This is a genomic window from uncultured Candidatus Puniceispirillum sp. (assembly GCF_963979125.1).
In the GTDB taxonomy this organism is placed as follows: domain Bacteria; phylum Pseudomonadota; class Alphaproteobacteria; order Puniceispirillales; family Puniceispirillaceae; genus Puniceispirillum.
Genome location: NZ_CAXBVX010000030.1, coordinates 1 through 20101, shown reverse-complemented (window position 1 = coordinate 20101; position 20101 = coordinate 1). Strand labels below are relative to the sequence as shown.

The 20101-nt window shown below is 49.4% G+C and carries 16 protein-coding genes; 8 read left to right on the top strand and 8 right to left on the bottom strand.

The genetic code is table 11. From position 1 onward, the window contains the following. The 5 genes from ABNT28_RS04815 to ABNT28_RS04795 all read right to left on the bottom strand — a co-directional run. The coding region (locus tag ABNT28_RS04815) for an aminotransferase class I/II-fold pyridoxal phosphate-dependent enzyme (RefSeq protein WP_348721102.1) at window positions 1-315 on the bottom strand (315 nt) is incomplete at its 3' end. Between the two features lie 225 nt (window positions 316-540). Then, a complete protein-coding gene (fdhF, locus tag ABNT28_RS04810; protein ID WP_348721101.1) occupies window positions 541-3315 on the bottom strand; it encodes a formate dehydrogenase subunit alpha in 2775 nt (924 codons plus the stop codon). Window positions 3316-3382: 67 nt separating this feature from the next. Beyond that, complete coding sequence (locus tag ABNT28_RS04805; protein ID WP_332925099.1) at window positions 3383-5101, bottom strand: NADH-ubiquinone oxidoreductase-F iron-sulfur binding region domain-containing protein; 1719 nt, start codon at window positions 5099-5101, stop codon at window positions 3383-3385. Window positions 5102-5190: 89 nt separating this feature from the next. After that, on the bottom strand, window positions 5191-5385 hold the full coding sequence (locus ABNT28_RS04800) for a DUF3553 domain-containing protein (protein ID WP_332925100.1): 195 nt from the start codon (window positions 5383-5385) through the stop codon (window positions 5191-5193). Between the two features lie 300 nt (window positions 5386-5685). After that, window positions 5686-6390, bottom strand: a complete 705-nt coding sequence (locus tag ABNT28_RS04795) for a response regulator transcription factor (protein ID WP_332925101.1) — start codon at window positions 6388-6390, stop codon at window positions 5686-5688. 378 nt (window positions 6391-6768) lie between these two features. Between ABNT28_RS04795 and dksA the strand changes: the two genes are divergently transcribed. The 3 genes from dksA to alaS all read left to right on the top strand — a co-directional run bounded on the left by dksA (window position 6769) and on the right by alaS (window position 11623). Next, a complete protein-coding gene (gene dksA, locus ABNT28_RS04790; RefSeq protein ID WP_332925102.1) occupies window positions 6769-7230 on the top strand; it encodes an RNA polymerase-binding protein DksA in 462 nt (153 codons plus the stop codon). A gap of 371 nt (window positions 7231-7601) precedes the next feature. After that, on the top strand, window positions 7602-8705 hold the full coding sequence (gene recA / locus ABNT28_RS04785) for a recombinase RecA (RefSeq protein ID WP_332925103.1): 1104 nt from the start codon (window positions 7602-7604) through the stop codon (window positions 8703-8705). A gap of 278 nt (window positions 8706-8983) precedes the next feature. Beyond that, window positions 8984-11623 carry an alanine--tRNA ligase gene (gene alaS / locus ABNT28_RS04780; protein ID WP_332925104.1) on the top strand — a complete coding sequence of 880 codons (2640 nt, stop codon included), beginning with the start codon at window positions 8984-8986 and terminating at the stop codon, window positions 11621-11623. Between the two features lie 77 nt (window positions 11624-11700). Here alaS and ABNT28_RS04775 read toward each other — a convergent pair whose 3' ends face one another. Beyond that, complete coding sequence (locus ABNT28_RS04775) at window positions 11701-12915, bottom strand: NADP-dependent isocitrate dehydrogenase (protein WP_332925105.1); 1215 nt, start codon at window positions 12913-12915, stop codon at window positions 11701-11703. A 183-nt stretch (window positions 12916-13098) separates the two neighbouring features. Then, window positions 13099-13641 carry a TIGR00730 family Rossman fold protein gene (locus tag ABNT28_RS04770; protein WP_332925106.1) on the bottom strand — a complete coding sequence of 181 codons (543 nt, stop codon included), beginning with the start codon at window positions 13639-13641 and terminating at the stop codon, window positions 13099-13101. Between the two features lie 103 nt (window positions 13642-13744). Between ABNT28_RS04770 and ABNT28_RS04765 the strand changes: the two genes are divergently transcribed. The 5 genes from ABNT28_RS04765 to msrB all read left to right on the top strand — a co-directional run bounded on the left by ABNT28_RS04765 (window position 13745) and on the right by msrB (window position 19159). Next, window positions 13745-14839: an Ig-like domain-containing protein gene (locus ABNT28_RS04765; protein ID WP_348721100.1), complete on the top strand. Its 1095-nt coding sequence runs from the start codon at window positions 13745-13747 to the stop codon at window positions 14837-14839. A 90-nt stretch (window positions 14840-14929) separates the two neighbouring features. After that, window positions 14930-15712 (top strand): phosphatidylserine decarboxylase, encoded by a 783-nt coding sequence (locus tag ABNT28_RS04760; RefSeq protein ID WP_348721099.1) that lies wholly within the window; start codon window positions 14930-14932, stop codon window positions 15710-15712. Next, a complete protein-coding gene (locus ABNT28_RS04755; RefSeq protein ID WP_348721098.1) occupies window positions 15712-16350 on the top strand; it encodes a CDP-alcohol phosphatidyltransferase family protein in 639 nt (212 codons plus the stop codon). Before ABNT28_RS04760 ends, ABNT28_RS04755 begins: the two co-directional genes overlap by 1 nt. Before the next feature lie 30 nt (window positions 16351-16380). Beyond that, window positions 16381-18693 carry a xanthine dehydrogenase family protein molybdopterin-binding subunit gene (locus ABNT28_RS04750; RefSeq protein ID WP_332924384.1) on the top strand — a complete coding sequence of 771 codons (2313 nt, stop codon included), beginning with the start codon at window positions 16381-16383 and terminating at the stop codon, window positions 18691-18693. 55 nt (window positions 18694-18748) lie between these two features. Continuing rightward, on the top strand, window positions 18749-19159 hold the full coding sequence (gene msrB / locus ABNT28_RS04745; protein WP_332924383.1) for a peptide-methionine (R)-S-oxide reductase MsrB: 411 nt from the start codon (window positions 18749-18751) through the stop codon (window positions 19157-19159). Between the two features lie 171 nt (window positions 19160-19330). On the opposite strand, the gene ABNT28_RS04740 is transcribed toward msrB, so the two are convergent. Continuing rightward, the gene (locus tag ABNT28_RS04740; RefSeq protein ID WP_332924382.1) at window positions 19331-19729 is read right to left on the bottom strand and encodes a hypothetical protein; all 399 of its coding nucleotides are present in this window, start codon (window positions 19727-19729) and stop codon (window positions 19331-19333) included. Between the last annotated feature and the right edge of the window lie 372 nt (window positions 19730-20101).

Sequence of the window (20101 nt, the reverse complement as noted above, 5' to 3'; positions counted from 1 at the left end):
TTTATTGTGTAAAGAGGCAAGTTCCTGTTCGAGGGCGACGATTGATGCGCTGGTGCCCGAAATATTGCGGGTGCCACCAGCGCCAGTGCCATGCTGACCAGCTGCGTCTTGCAGGGCGGCGATCACGTCGGGATGATGCCCCATGCCAATGTAATCATTTGAACACCAAACAGTGACATCGCGTTTGCCATCTGGCGCGTTCCAGACAGCCTTTGGATGGGCGCCGACAATGCGCTCTAGCTCAACGAAGTGACGATACCGATTTTCGGCCACTAGTTGATTCAGCTTGCTTTTAAACACATCGCGGTAATTCAACTGCCGTCTCCAGCCTAACAGGGTGCCTTAATGCCCTCTGTTGCGTTTGGTGGCGTTCTAAGCTTAGGGCTATTAACCAATGGTTGCTAACCTTCGCGCAAACGCGGTTAATATAACGAAACACGGAACCAAAACATCAAAGACAAACGAACGCTTCTTAGATAGTCATTAGGGATGTGATATCGCGAAATATCACATCCGTATAGAGGTTAGTTAGCTGTTGGGTTATTCTGCCGCAGCTTCGACCACTGTTTCAAGCCTTGCGGCCGAAAATTTCAATTCGGGGATCTTGCCATATGGGTCAAGCGCTGGATTCGTCAGCATGTTGGCAGGGGCTTCGTTAAAGCAGAAAGGAACGAAGATCATACCCGCAGGCAGTTTCGGATCAACCCGGGCAGCCAGCGCAATTTCACCACGGCGGGTCACGACGCGGATCAAATCACCTGCCGATACCTGTAATGACTGTAAATCAGCTGGCGATACATGCACTTCTGGCTCTGGCTCAAGCGCGTCAAGAACCGTTGCCCGACGTGTCATGGAACCTGTATGCCAATGTTCCAGCAAACGACCCGTTGACATAACAAGCGGAAATTCGGAATCTGGCATTTCGTCAGGCGGAAGCACATCTGCTGGTGTCATTCGTCCACGACCCGAGGCAGTTGGGAACCCATCTCCAAAGATCACATCCTTGCCGACGCTGTTTTCGTCAGCACAAGGGTATGTCACAGCATCTTCTTTAAGCAGACGATCCCATGTAATGCCAGTTAAAGACGGCATAACCATGCGCATTTCACCAAAGATGTCACGCGCGTGCGTATAGCTCCAGCTTAGCCCCATACGGTTGGCAAGTTCCTGAATAATCCACCAGTCCTGCTGGGCGTCGCCTGGTGGGTCGATCGCTTGGCGTCCCATCTGGACACGGCGGTCAGTGTTCGTAAAGGTGCCGTTCTTTTCCGGAAAGGCCGAAGCAGGCAAGATCACATCGGCAAAAGCGGCAGTTTCGGTCATGAAAATATCCTGAACAACCAGAATATCAAGTTTCGCAAGGGCAGCACGTGCATGTGTTTGATCAGGATCCGACATAGCCGGATTTTCGCCCATCACATACATGGCCTTGATGTCACCATTATAGGCCGCATCCGTAATTTCAACGACTGTAAGGCCTTTTTCCGGATCAAGCTTGGCATCCCATAGGGCTTCATATTTTGCCCGAATTTCAGGATCGCCAACAGGCTTGTAATCGGGGAAGAACATAGGGATCAAACCTGCATCAGATGCACCTTGAACGTTGTTCTGGCCACGAAGCGGGTGCAATCCAGCGCCAGGCTTGCCGACATTGCCTGTCAATAACGCCAATGAAATCAGACAACGCGAATTGTCGGTGCCATGCGTATGCTGGGAAATGCCCATGCCCCAGAAAATCATCGCGGCTTTGGCATTGGCATAGCCACGTGCAACGTCGCGGATCGTATCAGGCGCAATGCCGCAAATTGCCGACATGGCTTCGGGGGTTGATGTTGCGGTGCGGGCTTTTAGGTCTTCAAAGCCTTCGGTTTGGTTTTTGACGTAATCATGATCGTACAGGCCTTCATCGATAATCACATGAATCAGCCCGTTCAAAAGCGCCACATCAGTGCCAGGCACAAAATTGAGCGATTCTTCGGCATAGCGATCAAGTGCCTGACCACGTGGGTCCATCACATAAAGTTTGGCACCGCTTTGGGCTGCGTTCTTGATAAAGGTTGCGGCAACCGGGTGGTTCACTGTCGGGTTTGACCCGATGACGATAATGGCGTCTGAATTACGACATTCGGAAAATGATGCTGTTACAGCACCAGAACCAATATTTTCCAGCAAGGCCGCCACAGATGATGCGTGACATAGACGTGTACAATGATCAACATTGTTGGTCTTGAAGCCAGTACGGACAAGCTTTTGTACCAGATAAGCCTCTTCGTTACTGCCTTTGGCCGAGCCAAAGCCCGACATGGCAGAAGGGCCATAGGTATCGCGCACATGGTTTAGTTTGCCAGCCGCAAGATCAAGAGCTTCTTCCCATGATGCCTCGCGGAAATGGGTAAGTGGGTTGCTGGCATCAAACGGCAGGGAGTCTGTTTTGGCAACATCATCACGCCGGATCAGTGGCTTTGTTAGGCGTTCAGGATTGGCAACATAGTCAAAACCATAGCGCCCTTTTACACAAAGGCGGCTTTTATTCGCAGGGCCTTCACGACCCGAAACAGCAACGATTTTTTCGTCTTTAATGTTGAATGTCAGCTGACAGCCAACGCCGCAATAAGGGCAAACAGAGTCAACATGCCGGTCAGGGGTGATTGCCAGTTTTTGGCTGTCATCCAGCAAGGTTTTCGGCATCAAGGCACCTGTTGGGCAGGCCTGAACACATTCGCCGCACCCAACGCATGTGCTGGCACCCATATCATCGCCAAAATCAAAGACGATATGCGCATCAGCACCGCGACCAGCAAGGCCGATCACATCATTGACCTGAACTTCACGGCAGGCACGTACGCATAGACCACATTGGATACATGCGTCCATATTCACGGCAATAGCTGGATGCGAACTGTCAGGCTCGGCAGACATGCGCGCGGGAAAACGCCCGCTTTCCACATTTTGCGTTTCAGCATATTTCCATAATTCAGAGTCGGGATCATGCGCGGCTTCGCGCGTAGGCTGATCGGACACCAGCAATTCCATGACCATTTTACGTGCGGTGGTAGCGCGGTGGTTCTGGCTGTTTACAACCATGCCTTCGCTTGGGGCGCGGATACATGATGCCGCTAGCACACGTTCGCCCTCAATTTCCACCATACAAGCACGGCAATTACCATCGGGACGATAGCCATCGTCATCTTTGTAGCATAAATGCGGAATGTCGGTACCAAGGCGGGCCGCAGCCTGCCATATGGTTTCGCCAGCTTCGGCGGTGACATCCTTGCCATCAAGAGTAAATTTAATCGGTGTTGTCGTGTCGGTCATCGTTGTATCTTTCACGTAAATCTGAGTAGCTAGCAATGGCGCTTACGATTGAGTTTCGATTTTATCACTATTTCACAATGTCTTCAGGGAAATGTTTCATCACACTTGTCAGAGGGTTGGACGCTGCCTGCCCAAGACCACAAATGCTGGCATCTCCCATGGCGATGGATAGCTCACCAAGCAAATTGACATCAGGGTTTGCGCTTTGCATCAATGTGACAGCCTTTTCGGTACCATTACGGCAAGGGGTGCATTGTCCACAGCTTTCATGCGCAAAGAATTTCAGCAGATTGGTCGCAGCATCCCACATATTATCTTGATCGGATAGAACAACGACAGCATGTGAGCCTACAAAACAGCCTTCCTCGGCAAGGGCGCCACCAAAATCAAGTGGAATATCACCTTTGCTGGCAGGCAGAATACCACCTGAAGCACCGCCAGGCAGATAGCCTTTGAAACTATGACCTTCGGCCATGCCGCCACATAAAGCAATCAATTCCGAAACGGTTGATCCGGCAGGTGCCATAATGACCCCGGGCTTGGCAACACGTCCAGATACTGAATAACTGCGTGGCCCCGGATGGCCATCTTTACCTTGATCGTTGAACCAGTCAGCGCCTTGTTCGACAATATCGCGGATCCAGTAAAGTGTTTCGACATTATTGACCAAGGTCGGGCGGTCAAAGATGCCTTTTTCGGCAACGAATGGCGGGCGGTGGCGCGGCAGGCCGCGCTTGCCTTCGATTGATTCGATCATGGCTGATTCTTCGCCGCAGATATAGGCACCAGCACCGCGACGCAAATGTAATTGCGTATGATCAGCTAGACCAGCCGCCTCAACCGCTGCCAGTTCTTCTTTCAGCAAGGCAATGATTTCCGGATATTCGTCACGCATATAGATATAGCAGGCATCAATACCAACAACCTTGGTCGCGATCAGAATGCCTTCGATCATGCGATGCGGATCATTCGATAGATATAAGCGATCCTTGAAAGTGCCTGGTTCGCCTTCGTCACCATTGACCGCCATCAGTCGGGGGCCAGGCTGACCTGATACAATCCGCCATTTGCGTCCAGTCGGGAAGCCCGCACCGCCAAGGCCACGCAAGGCTGCATCATCAAGAACCGACAATACATCTTCGGCATTCTTTTTGCCGGAAAGCAGGGCTTTGAGCAGGCTGTAGCCACCATCGGCAACATAGGCATCGAAACGACGCGCCGTGGCTGGAATTTCGGGATGACCATCTTCTTCGACATCTTTGAGCGCGTCAAAGCTGGCATGTTCGATAAGTTTATGACCTATCGCCGCCGCCGGCGCCTTGTCACAGGCGCCAATGCAAGGTGCGGGAACAAAGCGCACCTTGTCACTGGCATAGGGTTGAAGCTTTTCAAGCATGGTTTCACCGCCAACCATCATGCAGGATAGCGATGTGCAAACACGCACCGTGCATTGTGGGGGGGCTGTTTCGTCTTCTTTGACCAGATCAAAATGATCGTAGAAACTGGCGACTTCCCAGACTTCGGCCATGGGAATGCGCATGATATGAGCAAGCGCAGCCAAATGACGGGCAGAGAGGTGCTTTTGGTTATCTTGGATCATATGCAGATATTCAATCAGCATATCGCGGGCTGGCTCAATATTGCCAAGCAGGGCGCGCACTTCATCAAGGGCAATAGGGTCAAGCATACGGCCTTTTGGTTTGTATCTTCCCTTGCCGCGGCTTGGTGCGCCAGCACTGCTGAAATCGTCGGACTTGTCGCGACCGGTGTTCGGTAAATTATCCACCAGTATTCCTCCCATGAAAGAGCCATATAATTAAGCTATGACTTATTATTCGTAACAACATGCAAAACGAATGTCTTTACAAACATTAGCTATGAACTGATAGGGGGCGTCATGTTTTTTTCAGATGCAACAAGCAGATCCACATGGACACAATTTATTAGCTGCTTGCCAACATGTTCGAAGTTCACTGTTACGTTCATTCCGACAATCGATTGCACCTGGCCTATGCCCCAATCGGGACAATCTGGGTGCGTCACAAAATCCCCAAGTTCAAAATACAGCATGTTCTCACCATGGATTTGTGTAATCTGTTCCGGCCAAGTCCGACATTAACATAAATACGACAGGCGTTAAATGTCCATCAGTGTTGCCAAAGAAAAGGCGAAACAACCGGGCGAAACAACAGGGACATATGGGGTTGTGATGCGGTACTGAAAATGGCCAGCATTAAGCTGGCCATTCAGGGAGAGACAGTCGGTTTGCCACATCTGATTTAACGAAACATTTACGAAGACTAATTTTGCGTTCTAAGCGATGTTAACAAAACGTGAAGTTCGTAAACGATGGATGTTATCGTTTGTGACCTAGATTGATTGTTCGGCAACTTCGAAATCTGGGATTTCACGCAGGATATATCCCTGACCCCAGACAGTATCGATATTCAACCCCGAGGCGCCCGCATTTTCGAGTTTGCGACGCAGTTTGCACATGAATACATCAATGATCTTTGGTTCAGGTTCATCAATGCCGCCATATAGGTGATTCAAAAAAGCGTCTTTGCTCAGCACCGAACCTTTGCGTAAGGCCAGAAATTCGACAATGCGGAATTCCTTGGCAGTCAGGTTCAAACGCTCGTCACCGATCTTGGCGTAATTACGGCTGAGATCAACAACGAGGTTGCCCGCCGTGACAACGGCCGAACTATGTCCATTTGTGCGGCGGATAATCGCATCCAGATTGGCCATCAGCTCATATCTATCAAAGGGCTTGGTCAGGTAACCATCAGCACCAGCACCAAGTGCCGCGATCTTGTCATCAATGCCGCTATTGCCGGAAACAACAAGAATTGGCATTGGCAAATGGTGCTTGCGGATCAGGCGGGCAAGCCGGGTGCCGTTGCCATCGGGAAGGTTGATGTCTAGCAACACGGCATCAATGCGATTATGCCTTAACTCAGCAAGAGATGCTTCAATTGTATGCGCTACAGTACTAAAGTGTCCCGCTTCTTCAAGGGTCATGCCGATCACATCTGCAATAACTGGATCATCTTCAACAATAAGAATATTCATCGATACCTCTTTCCTTAATTGCGTGCCCTAAATGAGGGCAAAAATTGCGGCACAACTGGCCGCCACATGTAAGTTCGAAGGTGAAAAGACAGAACTCGTATAACAAAACAAAAATTCACACGAACATTGGCTTAGTGCAAAAGTTAAAAGATCGTGAACAAGATCGCAAATCACATATGCGTGATTAACTTTTTAACAATGATTTTCAATGGTTAACAATGCTAGGGGGCCAAAAACAGTCAAAAAATATACTTGCTTGGCGCTAAAAATCGGTGTAGGTGAAGGGCAAATTTTGGTCTGTTGAATTCACATCGCCGGGCTTATTAGCTTGATTAGATAAAGCCTGAAAAAACTAATATCGACGAATAGGGTATAGACATGGCTTCGACCACATCAAAAACGAAATCTAATTCAGAATCAGCATCGCCTGTTCTGTTGCCCGAAGGGTACAGACCCAGCGATAGCGAAGAATTCATGAATCCCATGCAGTTACTTTATTTTCGTAAAAAGCTGGAAGATTGGCGTGCCGAACTAATTGACGAGGCGGGTGCCACTATTTCGGGTCTGTCGCAGGAAAATCTGCATCAGCCTGATCAAATGGATCGCGCACAAATTGAAAGCAATGCCGCGCTTGATCTGCGAACACGTGATCGCGAACGTAAATTACTTCAGAAAATCGAAGCGGCCTTGCGCCGGATTGATGATGGCAGCTATGGCTATTGTGTTGATACTGACGAACCAATTAATCTGCGCCGACTGGAAGCGCGCCCGATTGCCTCGCTTAGTTTGCATGCGCAAGAACAACATGAACGTATGGAACGTGTGCATCGCGACGATTAGCGTTTCAGCCGTTTACCTCAATATATAAATATCTGATCCATGTTATTTGTTTGGATGGTGGTCGTAGGTTGCTTTCGTTCTGGATGACGCGCGACGCTTATGGGGCGTGCTTAACATTATCCACTACAATAATGTGACGCCTATTCGTGTTTTCTTTATGCGCATTTTCTGTGCGTGAAAACAATTTCTGGGCTTTTTACAATGCTTTTCTAGTAAAAAGAGAACAAAAAGTGAAAATGTGCTTGAAATAAGAACAAAAACAGTACAAAATGATTTCATGATGAATTTTTAACCCGTGATGTCAAAAGGTTCGTTGAACCGTCATTTGGACATGGACAGTCCCGGGAAGCTATGCAACATGGAGGCATGATATGGCTGGTGTAGTGGTGGATATGAAAATGAAGAATAACGACAAAAATCAAGCGCTGGAAGCGGCAATCGGACAGATTGAAAAGGCGTTTGGCAAAGGCTCGGTGATGAAACTTGGCCAGCGAGAATCGGCAGTTGATGTTCAATCAATATCAACGGGCTCGCTGGGGCTTGATATTGGTCTTGGCATCGGCGGCTTTCCAAAAGGGCGTGTTGTCGAAATTTACGGCCCCGAATCATCCGGCAAGACAACTTTGGCGCTACATGCGGTTGCCGAAGCCCAGAAAGAAGGCGGTAATTGTGCGTTTGTTGATGCCGAGCATGCGCTTGATCCGTCCTATGCAAAAAAGCTGGGCGTCAATATTGATGATTTGCTTATCTCACAGCCCGATGCTGGCGAACAGGCGCTGGAAATTGCTGATACGCTGGTACGGTCAGGGGCTATTGATGTTCTGGTTGTTGATTCGGTGGCGGCATTGGTGCCTCGCGCGGAACTAGAAGGTGAGATGGGCGACCATCATGTCGGTTTGCATGCTCGCCTGATGAGTCAGGCTTTGCGTAAACTGACCTCGTCAATTGCGCGGTCTAACTGTCTGGTCATTTTCATTAACCAGATTCGTCTGAAAATTGGGGTGATGTTTGGCAATCCCGAAACGACCACTGGCGGTAACGCGCTCAAGTTCTATGCTTCGGTTCGTCTTGATATTCGGCGTATCGGTGCGATCAAGGATCGTGATGAAGTGGTTGGTAACCAGACCCGCGTCAAAGTGGTCAAAAACAAGGTTGCTGCGCCGTTCCGTACAATTGAATTTGATATTATGTATGGCGAAGGAATCTCGAAGATGGGTGAACTTCTTGACCTTGGCGTTGCCGCGGGCATTGTTGAAAAGTCAGGTGCATGGATTTCCTATAAAGGTGAACGGTTGGGGCAGGGGCGTGAAAATGCCAAAAATTTCCTGCGTGAAAATACCGAAATAGCTAATGAGATCGAAAGTGCGATCCGCCAGAATGCTGGCCTTGTCGGTGATGCTTTGCTTGATAATTCGATCGCTGACTCACCTGATGCCAGTGAGCCTGATTCGCCGGATATGCCGCTTGATGCGTAAAGGTGTCTGGATCAGGGCAAGAGTGATCTGATTAGGTTATATCACGTTATATAGTAAAGCCGGATTTCCGCAGGGGGATCCGGCTTTTTGTTAACTTAGACAAATCTGCACCTCGCCTGTTCCAGCATTTATATAAGGGGGGTGTGATTTTCTGTCAGTGACCCATTGCCAAAAGCGCCACAGAACATGAAGATAGACTGGACAGGGCGCCAGCCTCGCGGCTACAAAGCTTGGACTAACTGACTCTAACAGGCATCAAGACGGTAGGTATATTTGTAATGGCAAGCGTTAACGATATTCGCGCAACCTTTCTGGATTATTTTCAAACCAATGGGCATCAGGTGGTCGATTCCAGTCCGCTAGTGCCACAAAATGATCCAACACTCATGTTCACCAACGCGGGTATGGTGCAGTTTAAAAACCTGTTTACAGGTCTGGAAACGCGCGATTATGAACGCGCGGTAACGTCGCAGAAATGTGTGCGCGCTGGTGGCAAGCATAATGATCTTGAAAATGTTGGCTATACAGCGCGGCACCATACATTTTTTGAAATGCTGGGTAATTTTTCATTTGGCGATTATTTCAAAGAACATGCTATCGAGCTGGCATGGAACCTGATCACGCGTGAATATGGTCTTGATGCCAGCAAATTACTGGTCACGGTCTATCATGAAGATGAAGAAGCGGCTGATTTGTGGAAAAAAATTGCCAGACTTGGTGATGACCGCATTATCCGTATTGCAACGTCAGATAATTTCTGGGCCATGGGTGATACGGGTCCGTGCGGTCCCTGTTCGGAAATATTCTATGACCATGGCGATCATATTCCGGGGGGGCCTCCCGGGTCACCCGATGAAGATGGTGACCGCTTTATTGAGATATGGAATCTGGTCTTTATGCAGTTTGAGCAAACGGTCAGCGAACGGATCAATTTGCCAAAACCTTCGATTGATACCGGCATGGGGCTTGAGCGGATTGCCGCCGTTCTGCAAGGCAAGCATGATAATTATGATATTGATTTGATGCGTACGTTGATTGAAGCCTCGGCCGATGCCGCTAATGTGGCGGCTGATGGTGATCATAATGTGTCACATCGTGTTGTTGCCGATCATTTGCGAGCTTCGTCATTTCTGATTGCCGATGGTGTTCTGCCATCGAATGAAGGGCGGGGCTATGTGTTGCGCCGGATTATGCGTCGGGCGATGCGCCACCTGCATCAGATGGAATGTCAGGATCCAACCATGTGGCGGCTGGTGCCAGCTCTTGTGGCCGAAATGGGTGGGCATTACCCCGAACTTGGACGTGCTCAGGCACTAATCTCTGAAACGTTGAAGCTTGAGGAAGGCCGGTTCAAGGAAACGCTTGGGCGAGGCCTGCGCATTCTGAATGATGAGGTGGCTGGTAAGGCGGCTGGTGGTGTGCTGGATGGCAAGACTGCCTTTAAACTATATGACACTTTTGGATTTCCACTTGATCTGACGCAGGATTTTATGCGCGGCTACGAATGGGACGTTGATCTTGACGGGTTTAATACCGCGATGGAAGCCCAGAAGGCGGCCGCCCGCAAAGCGTGGAGTGGGTCAGGTGATGCCGCGACCGAAACGGTCTGGCTTGATCTTGGCCAGCAATTGGGTGCTACTGAGTTTTTGGGTTATACAACCGATACAGCCGAAGGACAGGTAACAGCACTGGTTCGTGATGGTGCCCCAATCGACAGCGCAGCTTCAGGTGAGGACGTGCAAATTATCACAAATCAGACGCCATTCTATGCCGAGTCAGGTGGACAGGTTGGCGATATAGGCGTGATTAGCTGGGCGGATGGAACAGCGGATGTCACGGATACGTTTAAAACCCCTATGGGCATGTTTGTGCATCGCGCGCATGTTACCAAAGGAACGCTGGAAGTTGGCTGTGATGTCCGTCTTGACATTAATGCCACGCGGCGGCTTCGGTTGCGGTCAAATCATTCGGCAACGCATCTGTTACATGAAGCTTTGCGTGAAGTGCTAGGTGAGCATGTGGCGCAAAAGGGATCAATGGTTGGGCCTGATCGGCTACGTTTCGATTTTTCGCATCCCAAAGCCATGTCAGACGACGAATTGGCGCGTGTGCAAGCGATCGTCAATAGCCGCGTGCAGATGAATTCGGATGTTTCAACGCGTATTATGACTCCTGAAGCCGCGATTGAGCTTGGCGCACTGGCCCTGTTTGGTGAAAAATATGGTGATGAAGTGCGTGTTGTGCAGATGGGCGGCGAAACGGACGTTAAAGGCCGGACAGCATGGTCGGTTGAACTATGCGGCGGTACGCATGTCAATCGTACTGGTGACATAAGCATCCTTAAAATCATTGGTGAATCTGCGGTTGCGGGTGGTGTGCGGCGGATTGAGGCTGTGACGCAAGCTGGTGCTGTTGAATGGATTGAGCATCGTGAACAGATTCTAAGCCAAACAGCCGAATTGTTAAAAATTGCCCCCGAACAGCTGGCTGATCGTGTTGCCAAGCTACTTGAAGATAATAAGCGTGCTGAGCGCGATATTACCCTGATGCGGCGTAAGTTGGCGGCTGGCGGTGAGGCTGGAGGTGGCGGTTCTGAACAAATAAATGGGATCAATTTTGTTGGTCGTCTTTTGGAAGACACGCCCGCGCGTGAGCTGAAATCAATGGCTGACGAAATGAAACAAGGGTTGGACAATGCCGTGATTTGTCTGGTGGCCACCGATAGTGGCAAAGCGTCGATTGTTGTTGCTGTGACCGATGATCTGGTTGCTACAAAGAGCGCTGTTGATCTGGTGCGTGTTGGTTCAGCCGCGCTTGGTGGCGGGGGAGGCGGTGGCCGCCCCGATATGGCACAAGCAGGCGGGCCGAATGCGGATGATGCTGACGCCGCGTTAAAAGCGGTTGCTGCTGCGCTGTAGGGCTGGTTCAGATATTGGACAAATAAAAACCGGTGCCTAGGAAGACGCCGGTTTTTTTTTACGGTGTTAAGGCTGGTTTACGACATGGCCTTTTGCAAATTCTGGTCGATTGCATCAAGAAAACCATCAGTGTCCAGATAAGGCTGTTCAGATGAAATCAGCAAGGCCAGATCTTTGGTCATCTGGCCTTTTTCAACAGTATTGATGCAGACCTTTTCAACAGTGTCAGCAAAAGCTGCAACATCAGGTGTTTCGTCAAATTTCGCCCGATAGCTGAGGCCGCGTGTCCAAGCAAATATAGATGCAATCGGGTTTGTCGATGTGCTTTTACCTTGCTGGTGCTGGCGATAATGCCGTGTAACAGTGCCGTGCGCCGCTTCGGACTCAACTGTTTTCCCATCAGGCGTCATCAACACGGATGTCATCAGACCCAGTGATCCAAATCCCTGAGCAACGGTGTCTGATTGCACGTCGCCGTCATAGTTTTTACATGCCCAGACAAAGCCACCATCCCATTTCATAGCACAGGCAACCATGTCGTCGATCAGACGATGTTCATAGCTGATACCAGCAGCTTTGAATTTTTCCTCAAACTCGGCCTTGAACACCTCTTCGAACAAATCTTTGAAGCGTCCGTCATAGGCTTTGAGAATCGTATTTTTGGTCGAAAGATAGACGGGCCAGCCAAGATCAAGTCCGTAATTCATACATGCGCGGGCAAAGCCACGAATGGAATCATCTAGATTATACATCGACATGGCGACGCCGCCTGATGGAAAGTCAAACACTTCACGGGTGATAGCAGGACTGCCATCGGCAGGCTGAAAGGTCATGGTCAGCTTGCCTGCACCTTCGGTAACAAAATCAGTGGCACGATACTGATCGCCAAAAGCATGACGGCCAATGACAATCGGGCGTGTCCACCCAGGGACCAGACGCGGAACATTCTGGCAAATGATCGGCTGGCGAAAGACAGTGCCACCAAGAATATTGCGGATCGTACCGTTTGGCGACCTGTACATGCTTTTGAGATTGAATTCTTTAACGCGGTCTTCATCAGGCGTGATTGTCGCGCATTTTACGCCAACACCATATTCCTTAATCGCATTGGCCGCGTCGATTGTGATCTTGTCGTCAGTTTCGTCACGCTTTTCGATGCCAAGATCATAATATTTGAGATCAATATCGAGATAGGGGAAAATGAGTTTGTCTTTAATTTTTTGCCATATGATGCGAGTCATTTCATCGCCATCTAATTCGACTACGGGTGTCTTTACCTTAATGCGGGACATACTAATCTTCCTTAAATTTTTTGTGGGCAAGGGGGTTATCACATACCGTTTTATGTTTCACAAACTGTGCCCTGTAAAACTGTCGCTTTTTTAAGCCCAGAACGGATAAAAAACAAGTGTTCAGGGTTTATTTGACAGTTTCAATGCCTGGCGCGTGCAACTATTTTATACTCAATCTTATTTTCAGGTGAATTTATCTAGGTGATGCGCCAGATCATCAAGATTCTGCGCCACCTCAAAATGTTCGATATGGTCATTATGCATAAAGTCACTGTCAATCACTGACTGGAACAGGGCAAGCAGGTGATCCCAATAGCCATTCTGGTTCAGAATGATGATTGGTTTGCTGTGCTGTTTAAGCTGGCGCCACGTGATGACTTCCATAGTTTCATCTAGGGTGCCAAGCCCCCCTGGCAGAATGACAAAGGCTGAGGCCATATCATACATCATGGCTTTGCGTTCATGCATGGAATCAACAACATGCAGATCTTTGACATCAGGATGTCCGATTTCGATATTGTTCAAAAAATGTGGAATGATACCGGTAACATGGCCATTTGCCGCAATCGTGCCATCGGCTACTGCGCCCATCAGCCCCATTTTACCGCCACCATAAATAAGACCAAGGCCACGAGTGGCCAGCATTTTGCCAGTTTCAGTCGCAACATCGCGGTAAATAGGATTATTGCCGTTGGCGGCACCGGTAAATACGCATATTTTCTTCATGAAGGCATCCTGTTGATCAATGGTAACTACGGTATGTATTGAACCTATAGTAATTTAGGATTACGCTTAAGTTGTAATTATCACAAAGATGGAATGTTGAACCGTGCGGCTAAAGATTTTCTTGTTAATTTCGGTGGGTGCCATTCTGGCTGCCTTTGCGCTTGGTTGGGTGTTTCTATCTGACGACAACACCACGGCGGTAGAACCGCAAAGCGAAGAAGTTGTTGAAATTCCTAAAATTGAAGGCGAAAAAGCAGCGCCAGATAAGACGGGTGAAGCAGATGTTTCTGTAGCCACATCTGGAACCACTGGCGACCAAAAGGTCGATGATACATCAAGCCAGATTAATGATAAGCCAAGTCTGGAAATAGACATCGCCCGGGTAAAGCCCGATGGTGCGGCTGTTTTTGCTGGTAAGGCAGCGCCGAATGCGAAAATCCGTGTGTTCGAAAAGGATATTTTGCTTGGTGAAACGGTTGCTGATGAAAATGGCGAATGGGTCGTTGTGCTTGATCGCCCCTTAGCGCCAGGTCAGCATCTGGTGATGATCGGCATGGAAACCGATGATGGTCAAAGTGAACTGGCAGATATGACGCTGGCTATTGAAATTGATGAAGGTGAGTCTGCACAGCCTTTGGTGGCATTATTGCCGCAAACCGAGACTGACATGCCAAAATTGCTACAGGCACCGCAGACTATGGTGAAAACTGATGCCCAAGATACAGGCACAGGTGCCGCCATGCCGCTTGTTGCGCCACGGTCGATTATATGGCTGGATCAGGAACGTATTTCGATTGCAGGCATATCGCGTAATGGTACGCGTCTTCTGGTCAGTCTTGATGGTCAAAAATTTGCCGATGTGACGATTGATGATAAAGCTGGCAGTGATGACCATGAATGGCAGGTTTCCGGTGCCGTTGATATGAGCAGATCACGCTTTGAAATGTTGTTCAATCTGCTTGATGCGAACAACCAGTCTGTTGCCACCTACAGACTGCCCCTTGTCACCAGTGATCTTAAAAAAGGCCTTGATGGCACCGATCTAGTTATCGTTCAAAAAGGCGATGCCTTGTGGCGTATTGCCTATCGCCGTTATGGTGAAGGCGTGCGTTATGTCGATATTGTGCGTCAGAATGTGGCGGCAATTAATGATCCTGACCTGATTTTTCCCAATCAGGTATTTGCTGTCCCAAAGTAATAGGAGTCAAATCACATGACGCCTTAACACGGGGATGTCATCGGCTGATGAACGGATGTGACTGATCTATGACGAACAGGCAAGATGATAATGACTAAAGACTCTACAACCGGATTTTTGGCATCAGGGCGTGGCATTTTTGCCCGTATCGCTGATGAAGGCTGGGTGTTTGTTGCTGTGGCTGGTGGTGTAACCATTATTCTCAGCCTTATATATTTGCCGCTTGGCGCCTTTGCGCTGGGCATTACATTGTGGTTTGCCCATATCATGCGGATGCCCCACCGCCAGCGTCCCGATAATGACTATGCGATCATTGCCCCTGCTGATGGAGTGATTGTTGATATTGCTGATGCTCATTACCCTTCAGCATCTGTGCCGCAGGATGATTTATCGGACAGAACCGGAATGGGACTTCGTTTGACGATCCGGACTTCTTTGGCAGATGCGCAATGGCAGTGCAATCCAGTCAGCGGTCGGGTGTTGGATAATTTGCTGATCCCCGGTCAAAGTAAGCATCTTGGCGGCGCAGATTTATTTGCGCATAAATCAGGTTTTGATGAGGATGTGCTGGCGGCAATCCGTGCTGGGAATGAACGCCGTGAAGTTCGATTTTTGTCGGAAACAAACGCCCATGTTACGCTTGTGCAACTGGCAACAGCCAGCGCGCGCCAGCTTGTATGCCGTCTGCCCGAAGGCAAGCATGTCGTGGCAGGTGACAGTTTTGGTATGTCGCGTGTGGCAGGTCTGATTGATCTGTTTGTGCCGTCTGACCATGTTGCGACTATCGCTATTGGCCAGCATTGTGTGGCAGGTGAAACAATCATCGCCATGCCAGCATCAAAGGCACGAGCAAAGTCTGTATCAACAAGCTGATGTTTGACGCGACGCTTCGTCCGGTTGTCGATGCTGTGATGATGCCCGTCGCGCGCCAGCTTGCCCGATGGGGCGTTACGGCTAATCATATGACAGTTACTGGAGGCTTTATGGGTTTGGTTGCTGTTATCAGCATCACCTTTGACGCGTTCATGGTTGCCCTGGTTTTTATCGTGATTAACAGGCTTGCTGACGGGCTTGATGGGGCTGTGGCGCGAGTTTCGGATAGTAGTTCTTCAGGTATCACTGGTTCAGGTATCACTGATTTTGGAGGTTATCTGGATATTGTTTTAGATTTTATTTTCTATAGTGCGATCCCTTTTGCCTTTGCCTTGCATGATCCTGCAAACGCAGTGGCGGCGTGTTTTCTGGTGTTTAGCTTTGTCGGCACGACGTCCAGCTTTCTGGCCTTTGCCATTATTGCCGCCAAACGTGGCATATCAACAGAGGTGCGTGGTAAAAAGTCATTCTATCATCTTGGCGGCTTGACCGAAGGCACCGAGACTATCATTCTCTTATGTATGATGACATTGATGCCTTCGTATTTTGCGGTTTTCGCATGGGTTTTTGGGGGATTATGCTGGATCACAACAGCAACACGCATTGCTGATGCGCACCGGATGTTCGCATTTAAATAGCATGAAGAACCAAATAGCAGGTGGGACGATATGAAGTTTGAAATAGGCCAAGGGCTATCACGTATTGAAGATCATCGACTGGTTACCGGAGCTGGTGTCTATACTGATGATATAAAGCCAGGTGAGGGGTTGCGTGTGGCTTTTCTTCGCGCGCCTTTTGCCCATGCAAAGCTGTTATCGATTGATGTTAGTGCCGCGGCAAGCGCGCCGGGTGTAGTGCTGGCGGCAACGCAGGCGGATCTTGATGCCGACAAAGTTGGCGAGATCGAATGCAAGAATGTGGTCGTGAACAGCGATGACCGCCCAATGCCTATGGTTACCAAACCACCAATGGTGCGCGATATAAACCGCTATGCAGGCGATATTGTTGCAATGGTAGTGGCCGATAGCCAGATGCATGCCGATAATGCGCTTGATCTGATCGAGGTTGATTTTGATCCGCTGGATGCCGTGACAGATGTATATGACGCGGTGGCAGATGGTGCCCCACAATTATATCCTGAATACCCCTCAAATATTGCTTTTGACTGGTATAAAGGCGATCCAGACGCAACCAAAGCCAGTTTTGCCGCCGCAACAAATAAGGGGCATAAAATTGTCGAGGTGGATGTGATCAATGGCCGCGTTATTGTCAATTCGGTTGAAACACGTCCCATTATTGCTGCGCCCGGAGATGACCAGGATACGCTGTTTGTTTGGTGTGGGACGCAAGGTGCACGGTCAATATCAACGCAGATTGCCGATGCGTTGCATATGGAACATGACGCTGTTCGTCTGCGTACAGGCGATGTTGGTGGCAGTTTTGGTTTCAAGATTTTTCTGCATCCCGAACAAGTGCTGGTGAGTTGGGCCGCGCGCAAGCTTGGTAGTATGGTGCGCTGGCAACAGCCACGATCCGATGGGTTTCTATCGGACATTCAAGGGCGTGACACGCGAACAAAGGCGCGCGCGGTGATTGACGACACTGGCCGCGTTCTGGCCTATGAAGCCGATGTGCATGCCAATATGGGCGCATGGTTGTCAAACTTTTCAACGGCAATACCGACGATTTCGGCCAATTCGGCACTCACAGGCACCTATGATATTCCAGTGGCAAGCCTGCATGTGCGTGGAGTGGTGACAAATACGCCTGCTATCGATGCCTATCGAGGTGCGGGTCGGCCCGAATTGATTTACGCACTGGAACGGCTGATGGATCATATCGCGATGGTGACAGGTATAAGCCGCGTTGATGTGCGGCGGCGCAATCTTATCAAAGCAGATCAGATGCCCTATCCGATGGCGGTTGGTATCACCATTGATAGCGGTGATATGCCTGCCTTGTTTGAAGCAGCATTGCAACGTGCCGATTGGGACGGGTTTGCGGCGCGGCGCGATGCGGCCCATGCCAAGGGGCTGAATCGTGGTATCGGTCTTGGGATGTATCTGGAAAAAAGCGGCGATGGCAGTGATGGCGGTGTGCATATAAGTTTTGCGGCCAATGGCCATATGACGGTACTGGCATCACAGCAATGTAACGGACAGGGACACAGAATGACTTTGACCCAGATCCTGTCTGACAATCTTGGCTATGATGCTGATAAAATCACCATACAGCAGGGGGATTCGTCAACAATGCCCGAAGGCACAACAGGCGGTGCGCGCATGACGGTGCTGATTGGTTCAGCCGCCGCCAAGGCGTCGGGCGCCATTATTGAGCTGGCGCGTCCTATGGCAGCGCAAAAGCTGGATTGTGCGGAAGATAATCTGGTTTTTGACGATGGTATTTTTGCCGATAAGGCCAGCAACCGTTCGATCACGCTTGAGGATGTTGTTATTGCATTTGCGGATGACGCGTCTGAACATAGGCTGAATACGATCCAGCCTTATGCCAGTGAAGGCCCCAGCTATCCCTATGGGTGCCATATTGCCGAGGTGGACATTGATCCAGCAACCTGCACGGTAAAGCTTGATCGCTTTACCTGTGTTAATGATTTTGGTGTCGTTATCAACCCCATCATGCTGGAAGGGCAGATACAAGGCGGGATCGTTCAGGGCATAGGACAGGCGCTTTATGAGCATGTTGTCTATGACGATCAAGGACAGCTTCTGTCAGGGTCATTGATGGATTATACATTGCCGCGTGCAGACCAGATTCCGATGCTGGATATCAGCATGCGTAACACGCCCTGTCTGAATAATGTGCTGGGCGTAAAGGGCGCGGGGCAATCTGGTGCTATTGGTGCGCCACATGCGATCATTTCGGCTATTTGTAATGCGTTGTCGATACCCCATATAGATATGCCTGCCACACCAGCATCAATATGGCAGGCGATGGAAACACATAATATAGCGGACGTATAATATTACAGTTAATAGTAAGAGTAATATTAGGGGCGTTTTAACCGGAGCAAGATTTATGTCTGACAAAATTATCAAAACTGATGCCGAATGGCGCGATATACTGACCGAAGAGCAGTTTCACGTAACCCGCGAACATGGCACTGAACGCGCCTTTACCGGAGCGTTATGCGATAATCACGCAGATGGTATTTATCACTGTATATGTTGTGGTGCTGAGCTATTCGAGAGTGACACGAAATTTGAATCAGGTAGCGGCTGGCCTAGCTTTTACCAACCTGCCGAAAATGGTGCTGTCGGCGAGACCGAAGATCGCAGTTTCTTTATGCGGCGTACCGAAGTGCATTGTAACCAGTGCGATGCGCATCTTGGTCACGTATTTCCCGATGGGCCGCAACCGACGGGCTTGCGCTATTGCATCAATTCAGCGTCGCTGGATTTTGTTGATAAAGACGGTCGCGACGAATAGCTGCCAGATATGTGATGTTTTGGGAAGCGAACGCGCACCAGCGTAACGTCATGTCGCTTTTAGCCGGGGAGAAAACGGCGGTGCGCGTTGCGTTGTCTTTAGCCACTATCAGAGGGGAATAAGGCTAAAGACCTTGGTTGGTTGGCGCCATGTAAAATGGCAAAATGGCAACTAGCTTTCAGACGCGTCGGTACCATGTGAACGGTCATGCTTGTGCTTGCCATGATATTTATGGCGATGATGCCGTGGCAATTCGTCAGGCTGTAGCAAACCGTCGGCGTTCGTATCCAGCTTTTCAAACATGGCAACCATCTTGGCGTTATATTCGGCGGGGGCGATCATGCCGTCTTTATCGGTATCAAGCATGTCGAAATGATTTTTCTGGCGTGCTAGCATTTCGTCACGGCTGACATTGCCGTCATTATTTATGTCGATTTTTTTGGCCATAAACAAGCCGTGATGTTTACCTTTGCCAAAGCCACGGTCACCTGCTGTTGCGAGGCCAGCAACAAGACCGCCCGAAACAAGTAACCCAACGCCAAGAACAATGGGGAGCTTTAAATTTTTCATAATATGTCCTGTCGATATGGTTAAAATTACAATGTGTCATCGGGTCAGCCTGCAAGTGGGTGATGACAGGCCAACACCGGTGACAGGTAAAAATTAGGCGGCAATAACGGCGCAAAAAGGGCAGCGCTGTGACATTTTCGCGTAAATGTTGTGGCGAATTTATGTGCGTGGATAAGTTAAAAGTTTATCTGAGTAGATAAAGGGCATTGTGTTGGGTATGATGAATGGCTTTTTACAGAACTGGTTTTTCTCATGACTGAACAAACACCATCTGCGACACCAAGTTTGGTACCGCTTGTAACCGGAACAACAAAGATATTTGGCGTGATCGCGCATCCATCAGCGCATGTCCGTGCGCCGATGGTGTTCAAC

Bases quoted from the DNA above. Each gene is read 5' to 3' on its own strand.
- ABNT28_RS04795 (WP_332925101.1), bottom strand. From the start codon at position 6,390: ATGAATATTCTTATTGTTGAAGATGATCCAGTTATTGCAGATGTGATC.
- ABNT28_RS04800 (WP_332925100.1), bottom strand. From the start codon at position 5,385: ATGCTGTATTTTGAACTTGGGGATTTTGTGACGCACCCAGATTGTCCC.
- ABNT28_RS04770 (WP_332925106.1), bottom strand. From the start codon at position 13,641: ATGAAGAAAATATGCGTATTTACCGGTGCCGCCAACGGCAATAATCCT.
- msrB (WP_332924383.1), top strand. From the start codon at position 18,749: ATGTCTGACAAAATTATCAAAACTGATGCCGAATGGCGCGATATACTG.
- ABNT28_RS04755 (WP_348721098.1), top strand. From the start codon at position 15,712: ATGTTTGACGCGACGCTTCGTCCGGTTGTCGATGCTGTGATGATGCCC.
- ABNT28_RS04760 (WP_348721099.1), top strand. From the start codon at position 14,930: ATGACTAAAGACTCTACAACCGGATTTTTGGCATCAGGGCGTGGCATT.
- ABNT28_RS04740 (WP_332924382.1), bottom strand. From the start codon at position 19,729: ATGAAAAATTTAAAGCTCCCCATTGTTCTTGGCGTTGGGTTACTTGTT.
- ABNT28_RS04775 (WP_332925105.1), bottom strand. From the start codon at position 12,915: ATGTCCCGCATTAAGGTAAAGACACCCGTAGTCGAATTAGATGGCGAT.
- alaS (WP_332925104.1), top strand. From the start codon at position 8,984: ATGGCAAGCGTTAACGATATTCGCGCAACCTTTCTGGATTATTTTCAA.
- ABNT28_RS04750 (WP_332924384.1), top strand. From the start codon at position 16,381: ATGAAGTTTGAAATAGGCCAAGGGCTATCACGTATTGAAGATCATCGA.
- recA (WP_332925103.1), top strand. From the start codon at position 7,602: ATGGCTGGTGTAGTGGTGGATATGAAAATGAAGAATAACGACAAAAAT.
- fdhF (WP_348721101.1), bottom strand. From the start codon at position 3,315: ATGACCGACACGACAACACCGATTAAATTTACTCTTGATGGCAAGGAT.
- dksA (WP_332925102.1), top strand. From the start codon at position 6,769: ATGGCTTCGACCACATCAAAAACGAAATCTAATTCAGAATCAGCATCG.